A 12,277-nucleotide genomic window follows, 5' to 3' on the forward strand; every position below is an offset into this window, starting at 1 on the left:
CTATAAGGCCCGTTCGGCAACGTAATGGCAGCCGTTCGTCGTAATTACGGTAAGTCTTGCGCTAGGTCCTAGCTTCTCGAACTCAACCTCGACTTCCTTGCCGGCATACAACGGTTCTGAGGGCTGAGCAGACGGAAAATCCCATATCCAGGCAATGATTGGAGACGATGCACTGCCTTCGATGCTTCCCGAAAAACTCATGCGATTCGTACCGATCGACTCGAATGCTATCGATGGTCGTATATCAGGGCCATCGCACAGTCTTCTAAATTCGCCGTCCACGCATTGGTTGCGTTCGCTGCAGTCGAAGGCCGGAACCCGGGTTTCTGTATTGCGCCTTCGGTCTCGTATGATCACACCGTTGAATGTATTGCCGTTAGGCAACGGCTCATTGCTATAGCGCACGCTAATTTCGAAGACCGGCGCCGGTTGCGCATAGCTCATACTCCATTCCAAACTGAAACGTTCGCAAACAAAATGCTCGATTCGCAATACCGCGAACGGTTCCTTCTCGTCCGGCTCGTATGAGACGATCACGCGTCCCCTACCCGCCTCGCCGAATTCGTCGACCAACTCTTCTTCTATCAATGCGTTCAGTATTTTAATGGCTCCGCCTATCGTATTATCGAAAGTTTGATTCAAATTCGCCGCAGTGACATCCGCAAAGACTTTTTCCGCGCCTATCTCGAAATCTTGATCATTGAAGCGGAAACGGATCAGGTTGCCGCTTAGTCGAACCACCTCATAAGACGTTTCCGGGCCGGGCGGTTGCAGCCATAAACGATAAGCGCAACGCCGCGACAAACCTCCGCACGGTAAATCGCATTCCGCTTCGCAAACGAAAACCAATTCGGTCGCGACGCTGCATTGATTACGGTCGATGACCTCGACCGGCAGCACTTGACCGCTCGCTGTCGGCGGCGAAACGAACGCATTGCCGCTTAACAATTCTCCGTTTACCGAATACGGAGGCGTGCCGCCGGTAATCTGCACCGTCGCGATATAGGCATCGGCATCGGTGCATCGATAATCCGGTTCGAGCAAGCGCAAAGGCTCTGCGATGACGATATCGCGCACCGTCGATTCGCTATCGTCGGCATCGATGATCCGAATGCGATGAACGCCCGCGTTCAATATCAGCGGCTTATCGGTCAAGGGCTCATAGGCTTGATCGTTCAATTGCAATCGATAAGGCGCTTTGCCGCTCAGCGGTATCACGGAAACTTCCGCTTGATTGTTAGGATTCGTGCAGCCCACTTCGATATCGAAGGTCGGCGGCGATTTCGGCAAGACGAATTGAATCGGCGCGCAGTCCGAACAGCACAAATAAGGCAGATAAAAATCGGCAATGACCGAACCGTCCGGCAATTGTCCGACAACCGCATCCAACAGTTTACTCCAGTGCGACGGCCCCCCTATCTCAGGGCGAAACGGTCTTCCGGTCACGGTTTCTAGTAGCCATTGCAAATCGTTATCGGCAGCCAACGCGGGATTGCTTCTCAGCCTTTCGGCAGCCGCCAAGGCTCTCGCATTCGTAACGGATGCCGGTATGCGTTCAATGTTTGAGGCAACGGCGGCAACATTATTCACTGCCGATACCGCAGGTTTCGCGTCGGTTATGGACGTCTCGTGATAGACCAATACGAATGTGCCGCCTATGGGTACGCCGGCTTTATGGCGAATACCCGGGTGTTTTTGTAAAAAATGGCTCAGAAAGCGTTTTTTCTTGACTTCGCGAATGCGCCGCAACCACTCTTCTTGTATTAGTTCCAAGGCTTCGAGCTTGCATTGATCGAGCATCGACTTCAAAACAAGAGCAAGCGTATTCCAATCGAGTTCGCCCGCAGTTTCATCGCCTTTCTGCTGTTTTTCGATTTCGGCCGTCCATTGTTTAAATCCCGCCGTGTTTTTCTGCAATGACGACCAGTCGATTTCGGCGAGATCCTCAACCAATAGTTGTTCGAATTTGTAGAGATAACCCACCGACCGAATCGCGGCATTCATCAAAGGCGGTTCGCCGATATCGACTAAATCGCACACATCCCGTCCCTGATATTTTTCGGCGAATAAAGCGCCCAAGGTACCGGGCTGCCGATCGAGCATCGCTATGCGGCTTTCGGCGGCGAGAGCTTGCCGGCCGATGTTTTTGTTCAACAAGGCCGATAGCGCCTTAGAAGACGCACAGGAAATTTCCCGCTTGTAGGCTCGGTAGAGCGTCAGTAAATCCTCGAAATAACAAGCATGCTCTTTAAGATCGACGCTTTCGGATTCGTCGAACTCTCCGGTACGCAATGCCATGATTTGTATCGGCAATCGGTAACGCTCTTTTTGCCGCAGTAGATTTTCCAGTACCTCCTGATAGGGTTTGCCTAAGTGTCCTTCGATGCGCAAAAAATTGTAGGGCTCAAGATCGAAACGTAGCGGTTCGAGCACGAACGCTTGCGACGCATATTCAAAGGCGCGATAGCCGAGATTTTGCGCGGCCCGGCCGCGCCGTGTCAAAACCGGATTCCATAAGCGATACAGCGGTAAATTGCCGGTTTGCAAATAATAGTAAGGGATCGCCTTTTCCGACAATGCGACTGCGCCCAAACGGCTTGGCGTTATCTTGATCTGCTGCGTTGCATCGTTCGTTAATGGCGGATTATGCGAAAAGCGCTCGACCATCTCGACCAAACGCGCGAACAACTGTTGTAGCGTTCGGGCTTGCTCTGTACAGGCGCCGACCGCAGGAGACGGCAAAAAACGATGCCGGTAATGGCCGGGGTCTGCGACGGCTTCGGGAAACAATAAACCCAGCATTAAATGCCGTGGAAACAACTCTGCCGGCGGGCCGCATAAACAAATCAACTCAGCCGCTTGCCAGCGGAATTCGTCGTAAGCGGCCAGTAAGTCGTCGAAGCAATCGTAATAATACGGTAGAAACAACACTTGTTCGGCCGAATCGGGTTGGCTATTCAAAAAGCCGAATTTCGCATCGAAGCCTTCGAAAGGGTCGTTCGGATAATCGTTCTCGACGAGCGGTTTAAAGGCTCGATACGCGGCCGATAAGGCATCGCCGACTTTAGCGGCCAAGCCGGAGGACGAAAAAACGGCGTGAAATGCAGCCAAGACCTGCTGCGAAGTCGCCAAGGACGTACTCGGCACGCTGATGTTCGGCAAACGAAAATCCGGCAGATTGAAACGTTCGGCCAATTGATTTTCCAAATCGGCGGAACTCAGACCCGCGTCGAGGCCATTGAGCGAGGCAATGATGTCGGCTAGGTCAGTGCGTTTGATCAACAAACGCCTAAGCGTGACCGTCACCGACGATCCCTTGTCGTCGCAATTATTCGGACTGCAATTGCGCAGCGGGGCCTTTTTCAACTCCAAAAAAAACAGCAGCGCCTTATCGTTCAGGAAACCGGACGGTTGATTCAAGGCTTGGGTGTTCGGCTCGCCGTTCGGGAACAGTTCCCAAAGCGGATAGCCTTCAAAAGGTACATACTCGATATCGTTGGGCAGCGTGTAGGGGCGATAGGCGCTCAGCTCGATATCGTCGGCTTCGCAGATCAAATAGCCTTCCGAAGTGATACCGATGCCTTTCGATAGCCGAATAACCGCTTCCGGAGCCGTCGTGTAGTCGAGTTCAAACCCGCACACGATACCGATACCGATCAGGTTCGAGCGCGTCAGCCGGTTTTGCTCGTCCAAGTAATTAAATACCTGATTCAGATGCCGGTTGCTCAGTACCTGATTGGCTTCGAAAATTGGAAATTGATCGTGTTCATGGGTTTTCAAAGGGCCGTGGTACGGCATTGAGCGAACCGAGGGCCGTTCTATCGAGCAGTACCGGATTATGATCGCTGCCGTCGTCGCAGTCGTGTAGAGTCGCTTCGGGATAGATAGATTTCAGATCGGCCAGCAAATTGACTACGATTCTCAGCCGGTAAGACACTTCAATGTAGTGTTGGTAATGCTTATCGAGCAAGGCTTTCAATTCGGTTTCGGTACCGGCTTTAAAGTGAGCATCGGAACATAACACGATCGGTGCCGGCTCGATCAACGTCAAATCTTCGGGCGGTTCAAAGCCATTTTCGACATAGCCGTTCAGCCAATCGGAAAACGACGTGCCGTAATCGGCAAGAATGCCGGCGGCGCATCGGCACAACAATGTTTGGTCTCCATCGAGCAAGGACTCGGCCAACAAAGCTTCGAGTCTTTCCTGCAGGCGCTGTTCGGTCCAATCGATCGAGGCGTTCGCTTCAAGCCACAAGCACCAAGCCGTTTCGAACCGTTCGAACTGCCGGCCGTAACGGGCGATTTCAGCAAAATGCTCGGCCAACCGCGACACGATAGCGATCCATGAAACGGCGCCGATCGCCAAGTTACATTCAATACCGCCGGGGTTCAGATTGGACTCGAATTCGCTTGCCAATTGCGCCCGCAAGACGTCCAGATCGAAATAATCCAAGGTTTTACCGTGATACCAGTCCTTGAATACTCGGCTGAAATCACTGTAAATCACTTTTGCACAGTCGCAGGCCTCCTCTTCCGTGGCCTGGTTTTGTTCGAGCAATAGCGCGGCCAACTCGTCAACGGCCGGTTCGCAGGGATTGTCGATAATACCTTTATTGCCGACCCAACAGATTTTGCTCAATAAGTGCGCCGGCGTTTCTTGGCGTATCGTGCGTTCGGCAAACGCTCGCAAGTCCAAGTTGACGTTATACGGCGAGGTCCAGCTCGGCATGACCCAGGTCAAACGAAACGAATAAGGGTCTTCATCGCCGCAGGTTTTGCAGACATCTTCGGAGCAAGCCGGATAAAGCGCGTCGCCCGGAAACTTGGGTCTGAGCAGCACATGTTCGACCAGAATCGTTCGTTGATGCGCGCTCCAATTCAGCAAAATAGCCTTGATCGTTTCCGCTTCGGCCGCTGTCGCCAAATCATCCGGATAAGCGGCACGCAATACGTTCGCATCATCCTCAAGCGTTAATTGATGAGTCTGCTCATTTATCCGATAAGCGTTAGGGTCGCTCATTTGCTTGACGACCGTGCGGTAAGCGGCGGTATTGGATGCAGCGTATGCGTCAAGCTCAAGCGTGCCGGCCAGCCAAGGTCGATTGTTCCAGTCCATCAATTCCAAGGCGATTTCGGTCTTGCCGGCAATGGTTTCCAATGGCGACAATGCCAAATTCAGATCGGCAATGCCCAGCAGAAGGTTCACGCGTTTTTTCAGAACCGGATATTGCTCGGGCGCGCAGGCTTCGCCGGTGTAATCGAACGACCGGTAACGGTACCGGCTAATTTCCGGAAGTGCTTTGAGCAGGGCGAGTTTGGTGTCGATCAAGGATGCTTGCGCTTTTTGGCGGCCGGCAAGGTCGGTGAGCAACAAGGTGTAGTCGGATAACTGTTCGCCGAAGCGGGCCAATAAATGATCGAGAAAACGGTTACGCCGCTGCAAAAATTCCGGTTCGGACTCGATCAGCTTTTCGAGTTTTTCCTTGTCCAAACCGGCGACCAGATCGTCGTAACCGTCGATGATATCTTGCGTTAACTCCTTGATAAAATAGGTTTGATGTATGCCGGGGTCCAACGAAAAACAATCGGCACTTTGCGCTAGCTGTGCTAGTTGATTGGCTAAGAATTGCTCGAATACCAGCAAATAGGCTTTCAATTGTTTGGCCTGAGCCCGCCGTATTTTGGACGCATGGCTGGGCAGGCCTTCGGGGCCGATGCCATAACTCTGCGGAAATTCATTTTGTATCGGAAAATAATGGCCGGGATTTCGGTATATTCCCTTCGGCAACGGCAGGTCTTTCGGCGTATTTTTGATCTTCGGGCGCTCTGCCTCGCCGCGTAATTGATGCAAGGTTGCAATGGCTTCGTCGTAGCGCGCTTGAAAAGGCAGGCCGTTTTTAAAAAATAAAAACCTCGATGCTTCGCGGTAAAATCGCGGCTGTTTGCGATCGTCAAGCATCAGCAACCAGGCCGCGCTGATTCGATCCGGATCGAACAAAGGTGTGCCGTCGTTTTGCCAAATCGGGTCGGCCTTGCCTTTGACGATTCGGCCTTGCGGATCATAGAGGGTTAACAGCAGGTTGTTGACCGCCAGAACGCCGTCGATCGCCATCAAACGTTTGACGATATCGGAGGTTCTGATTTCCGATTTCAACTTTGCTCGCTGCAGGTCTTCGGATTTGATGAAACCGTTGTCGAGCGCCGGTCCGTTAAAAATGTCTTCGACCGCCAAGCCTTCATCGCGCAATTCCTGCAAACTGTAAAACGGGATCGGCGGATTCAGGTAATGTTCGATTTCCTGCCAGATGCGCGCTTGCACGCGATCGATATCGGCATCGGAGGCCACTTCGACATCGGCGCATAACGCAATTTCGGCCAACGCTATGCCTTCGATACGGCAATAATCCTCATCGAGATTGCGCCTCTGATGCAATGACCTTTTGGCCTGTTCGACGGCTTGAGCAATCTTGAGTGCTTTGCGCCGGTAAAGCCCGACGATTCCCGAATCCGAAGCGTCCAGCAGCAACTCCACCAGTTCGTCCAGCGTCGTTTCCGCCTGTGCATCGGCATTGCCGAATACGCGCAGCGTAGCATTGTCGATTGCCAGCGTTAATGCTTCCGATGTCAGCAGAAAATCCACATGGAACAATTCCCGCCAATGTCTCTTTAAATAACGCTCCTTGCCGGCCTGATCCAGCGTCGCATCGGTCAAGACATCGTAGCCTTTGGCCGCGCCGATTCGGACGCTGATCTCATAATCGTGGAAATCATCTAAAAAATCCTGCCATTCGTCCGCTGCGGACAAGGATAAATCAGGGAAACGCACTTCGACGACCCGGGTCTGTACTCTGCCTTCGGCGTCATAAAAAAGGCGTGTTTTCTGAATTTTGCGGGCATTCAAGTCGCCCAACTCAGGATCGGATTCCAGTTCTAGCAGGACCTCGTATAACCCAGATACCGCCACTTTTTTCGGGTCTAAATCGCCTTGCTCGGGCTTCCGGTAGGACAAAACCAAACGATCTTCGTCGCATAGTGCGTAATAATCGGTTTCGCAGGCGCATTGTTTACAAAATACCCAAGCATTGCGCACCGGCTCCAAATCGATTAGCACGCGCCTGAAATCGTCCGGTGTGACGGGACCGCTCGTTAGTATCTCGCGTGCAGTATAAAACGCTTGAGCCGGGAACGGGTCGGCAGCGGTCGAGAATTCTCGGGTCAACAGGTCCTTGATATCCCAACCGCTTCGGTATGCGATATCGGTCAATGTATAACACAAGGCTTCCAGGATCGTGATGCCCGGATCGTGGGTGTTATAATCGGTCCAATGCCGACTGCCGGCCTGCTCGATATAGCCGATGCCTTCGCGGCGCAACGCAAAAAAGTCCTCCCTAGGCTTTTGCGAATCCAGTCGAGGTAAGAAAACGGCTGGCTCTTTCATGGCTCGCACGGACAGGTTTCGCCGAGTTCATGCACTGCGGCGGGTTTAATGACATCGATTTGGTGTTCGCCGGCCGGCGCCGAAACCAAAATCGATGCCGCAGTCGAACCTGCCGCATCATGGACCGCGACGTCTCCTGCCGCCCCGCCGCTATCGTGATACAACACAAAGTCGGTCAAATAATCGACATAAGTCTGCTCTTCGACGAAACGAATCAATACCGATTGATGAATTTTTCCGCCGAAAAAGGGCTTTGCATCGTTCGCAAAAGCCCAGGGCGACAAAAACCGGGTAATCGCTTGGCGCAACGTATTGCTATAAAATGTCTCGTCGAAGCCTTCATGAAAACGGACTTTACACGAGCAACGCACGGTCTCGAAGAGCGGATTACGGACATGCAAGTTGACGAAACAAGACACGCGCGCGCTCAAAAAATCCTTGATTTCATCGAGCAAGCCGAGACTCGTATAGGGTTTGAGAGGATCGCGAAACGTTTGGAATTCCAGGTTGGGAATCGCAATCAGCGTAACATGGCCCGGTGCGAGTTCCCGGTAGACGAAATCGCCGTTTTCGCCGGGCTCGTACTGAGTATGATTCAGGCATTTGACGCGATAAATTTGCGGAAAGGCTTCCAAAACCAGGTGCTCGTAATCCCAAAGCGCGACCGCTCTGTCCTTATGACGCAGACGTTCGCTGACGCGCGCATAAAAAGCCGCCGGCGTCTCGGCGCCGCGTCCGCCGAACGAGGAAAAAGGCTGCTCGATCTTTTTGACGACCGCATCCGGCCGCTCCAACTGACTTATCGTGCCGGCTTTTAGCGGTTTCGCCGAGAAGCCGGGATTGTTGCCTCGGTCACTAAAGGTCGCCTGTAAGGCTTGCGCGGCAACGGCTTGCAAACGGCAAACCGCTTCGCTGTGCGATGCCACCGCCGCCCTTAGCCAATGCATGCCGGCCGGTAGAATCGAGTTGTTGTTATCGGCGTCGTTCGGCAGTGCAAACCTGATGATGCCGGAGTTCAATAAACCGCCCGTGCCGTCTTCGACTTCGTCTGTCTTGAAAGCGATCCATTCGTTGCCGCGTAGATAGCTCCAATGGATATGCGGGTCGGGTTTGATCGTCAACGGATCGGCCGTGCCGTCCGCGACTTGGAACAGCAGCGACAGGTTTTGCGGCGGAACTAGCCCTGTTAGACCGATGTAGAACTCGGCGCCGCTCATTATTTCGCCATGGTCTTGTTGGAAACGAAAACCCGGTATCAAATAAACCTTACGCGTCGAATTAAGAAACGGATGTTGTTCACATTGACCAAACGGCGCCAAATGAAAGAAAAAGGCTTGCCTATTCCGCCAAATGCCTGAATCGGTGCTATCGAGCGCAATCATTTGCTCATCCGTGGCGTAGTCAAGAGTCAACTCGGTCATCCATGGACCGGTCGGCGGCTTGGGCTTGATAGGCTCGCCACCTAAGACTTCGCCTATTCCCTCAACCATCGTCGAGACACCGGCGACAAGGCCGGCAACGTTATTATTGAATTGAACGATTTGGGCACCGAAATTCTCAATAAGCTGACTACCGGCCGACATAACGACCGATGTCTTTTCAGTGACCCATTTAGCGGCATTATCGAGCTTGATCATTTCACTCGCTATCCGATCGATATCATCATAGGTATTGTCTACGAGACTCAAGAAAGTATTGACTGTTTGAGTTAGATTGGCGACCCCCGTTTTTTTTTCTATTTCTTTCGCGATATCAACGACCGTATCTTTCAAAGTGGAAAGCCTGATTACCGTTTGATTCAATCGACCGATGAGACTAGGAACTCCCTCACTAGCATCGTCGGGAATAGATAACGCTGTGAGATTACTCCAGCCATTGACGACATCCAGGTCTATTCCTACGTCAGGAAATTGTTGCAGTAAATTATTGATAACAGTTTGGATTTCCGTTTCCGCTTCGCCATAAACATGATTGATTTTTTCAAAAACTTTCTCCGTGTTTTCGATCACTTCAGGAACCTTTTCAATCAAATCATTGGTAACTTCAGCCATCTGAGTGGGTAATTGACTGAGATTTTCAATGACCGAATTGTGCAAATCATTGAATTCTTGCACCCTAGTATTGATTTGGCCGATAAAATCGACTGAAGCCTGAACACCCTTTGCCAATTCCTTATCGTTATCCATCAGCTTTCTGATGTAATCGATCAACGCTTTTTCATACTTGTCTTGCCCGAAACTTTCGCTCGTCGAAAACCGCACAAAGCCATGACGCGAAGCGGAGTTATAAAACACAGGCTCATTGAAGTCGGCGGCATCAACTATGGTTTGATTGATTTCGCTATCAAGCGTATAGGAATCGCTTGTAATCGCTTTGGTTTCGCTAGTCGCTTGTTTCCACGTTCCCGACTGTAAATAATCGACGTTGATATTGACCTGGGTATCGAAAGGCTCGGGAGGATTTTGCCATTGCCAATTGACTTTCGCTGAAAGCAGTTTTTTTTGAAAGGCTTCTTTGGAGCCCAAGATCAATGAACTATTGGCCACAGGAGATGGGCCGAATGGCTGGAAAGGCTTAGAGGTGACTACCGAACCGAAATCATTGGAAACCTTTAAGCTTCTGAGTCCTTTGACGGCAACGTTCAATCCGATTTTATCGAGCACCGCGTTGGCGAGTAATGCCGCCGGATAAAGGCGGTCGCTTTGATGCCGAAACTTAACTAATAAAATCGGCAAGTTAGATGAAAAACCAAAGCCATGAACTTTAGGGCTATACGCCGTTATTGCAGGATCGGCCCCGGAAAGTTTGATTTTCAATTGAAGCCTGCCTTGCACGCTTTCAAATTTCATTGCCGACTTTTCGAGCCAACCTTCTTCGGTAGACAAAGAACAAACAAGATCCGCTTTCAAATCGCCGGGTAATGCATTGAAAGCAATATCACTCAGATAAAATTCGACCGTCACGGTCCGCTCGCCTTCGGCCAACCATAAATAGTGCGAAGCAATCGCAAAACCCAGTTCGGCCTCGGGCATCGCAATACTTTCCAGTTGCGTATTGCTATAGCGTTTATTGAAAAACGGATGCCAGGATTGTTCTTCGTTCGCCAGTTTCGCGCCTAGTCCGTCTTCGGAATCGGCAACCGGCGATGCATAGTAACGGCCCGACTGTTTAGCCGCGTTGACACCCAATCCGGTGACCGCTTCGCCGTCATGACGGTATACAGTTTTCAGCGCCGCAACCTTCGCTTTATTGGCGATGAAGTCGCGTTCGCTCGTGAAAAAGGCCTCGATGCCTGAATCGTCCTTTCCTGCCTTGAACGATACGCCGCTATCAAACCGGTGACTGTCGGCATGTTTAGCCAATTCGGCCAATAAATGGACCCGAGGCGGTTCGGCGGGTTTTTCCTTGAGCCGTAAAATGTCCCGGTAATAAAAATCCAGGTGCCGGCCTGTCAAGGTGTTGATCTCGGCCCGAGTCCCTTCGAACAAACGTAAGAAAGCGATCAGCAGCGCATAATGCGGTTCATGATTGCCGTTTTGAATGAACGAATTTTCCAATTCTTGTTTGGCTTCGATGACGATGCGCGCATAGATTTTCAATAACTCATCGAATAGCGATGTAAAAAGGTTGTGGCTCGCGACCGGATTCAGGATTGAAAACCAATAGTTCGGATCGGACGGGTCAAGCAGCGGGCCGAAAACCCCCGCATCCTTGACGATGCTGTCGATGTAATGCGGCCAATCCGGAAAGTCGCCGATGATCCAATCTTTCGAAAAGGGGCTTCGATAGATATCGCCGAAGGCTTGGGCTTCTTGACCGAATATCGTCAATTCCGCAGCAACGTCCAGCTCGTCGTCGGTCAATCCGAAATCGCTCTCATAAGCCTTGTAGTAAGCGATAAGCCGTTTGAAGCCCGGCGCCGACTGCGATTGTATACGGCTTTGCAAAAGATTTTTCAGCGCCGTATCGACCGGCAAGTTTTCTTTCAAGCGGTCTAGTTGCTTGGCCATGGTCGCCGCGATACTGAACAAGAAACCCAAGCGTTGTTTGAGCGCTTCTGCTTGCGATCGATTATTGCTATTGTTCAAAAAATCGAAACAGGCTTTGACTGCCGAGCGATACGCGTCGACGTCTTGTATCGCGGCGACAGCCAACAACACCGAGACATCCTTATCGAAAAAACTTTGCCAATCGCCGGTGACGCTGTTGTTCGGGTCATAATAATTGAGATAGGCCGAATAGGCTTTTGCAAACACCAGGCCGTATTCCGGTCCTCGTTCATTGACCGGCACATGCCCCGGATCCAAAGCCTTAGGCACACGCAAGTCTTGGCTGCTGCCTTCATGCATTAGCCTCGAGGCATCGGTGTTTTGTTTGCATTCGCTCGAATTGGTCATGATTCAATCGCTATCGGGCAAGAGGTTGACGGCTGCGGTTAGATTAATATCGGTACCCTCCGATTTGTAATAGGGATAAACGAAATTGAAACGCGAGTTCGTGGCCTTGACGCGGTAGATCACCTCGATCAATACCACGCCCACCAACTCCAAGCTATCGTCGAGCCGAACGCTTTCCAGTTCGACACGCGGCTCATGATATAAAATCGCCGATTCCACTTTGTCCGCCATCAAGGTTTTCATGCGGGTATCCAAACTTTCGAACACCAACTCCTGCAAATTGCAGCCGTATCTAGGCAGCATCGTGCGCTCGCCTTGCGCGGTACTCAGCAGAATTTCGAGGCTCGAAGCGATGTCCGCTTCGGCTTCGAGCATCGTAACGCCGCCGATTGCCCGGTTGAATGTCGGTGGAAAAGACCAGCCGCGTCCGAGAAAACTCATG

At 51.6% G+C, this 12,277-nt stretch carries 4 protein-coding genes; all 4 read right to left on the minus strand.

The genetic code is table 11. The features are described from left to right. From ACINK7_RS11015 to ACINK7_RS11030, 4 genes are read right to left on the minus strand one after another with little or no spacing between them, the layout of a single operon-like run. The gene (locus tag ACINK7_RS11015; protein ID WP_404361390.1) at nucleotides 1–3,798 is read right to left on the minus strand and encodes a hypothetical protein; all 3,798 of its coding nucleotides are present in this window, start codon (nucleotides 3,796–3,798) and stop codon (nucleotides 1–3) included. Further along, a complete protein-coding gene (locus ACINK7_RS11020) occupies nucleotides 3,767–7,438 on the minus strand; it encodes a hypothetical protein (RefSeq protein ID WP_404361391.1) in 3,672 nt (1,223 codons plus the stop codon). Before ACINK7_RS11020 ends, ACINK7_RS11015 begins: the two co-directional genes overlap by 32 nt. Then, nucleotides 7,435–11,835, minus strand: a complete 4,401-nt coding sequence (locus ACINK7_RS11025) for a baseplate J/gp47 family protein (RefSeq protein WP_404361392.1) — start codon at nucleotides 11,833–11,835, stop codon at nucleotides 7,435–7,437. Before ACINK7_RS11025 ends, ACINK7_RS11020 begins: the two co-directional genes overlap by 4 nt. Nucleotides 11,836–11,838: 3 nt before the next feature. Continuing rightward, nucleotides 11,839–12,276: a GPW/gp25 family protein gene (locus tag ACINK7_RS11030; protein WP_404361393.1), complete on the minus strand. Its 438-nt coding sequence runs from the start codon at nucleotides 12,274–12,276 to the stop codon at nucleotides 11,839–11,841. Between the last annotated feature and the right edge of the window lies 1 nt (nucleotide 12,277).

This window comes from Methylotuvimicrobium sp. KM1 (genome assembly GCF_044788715.1).
Classification (GTDB): Bacteria; Pseudomonadota; Gammaproteobacteria; order Methylococcales; family Methylomonadaceae; genus Methylotuvimicrobium.

Coding starts and splice junctions, on each gene's coding strand:
- ACINK7_RS11030 (WP_404361393.1), bottom strand. CDS start 12,276: ATGAGTTTTCTCGGACGCGGCTGGTCTTTTCCACCGACATTCAACCGG.
- ACINK7_RS11025 (WP_404361392.1), bottom strand. CDS start 11,835: ATGACCAATTCGAGCGAATGCAAACAAAACACCGATGCCTCGAGGCTA.
- ACINK7_RS11020 (WP_404361391.1), bottom strand. CDS start 7,438: ATGAAAGAGCCAGCCGTTTTCTTACCTCGACTGGATTCGCAAAAGCCT.
- ACINK7_RS11015 (WP_404361390.1), bottom strand. CDS start 3,798: ATGCCGTACCACGGCCCTTTGAAAACCCATGAACACGATCAATTTCCA.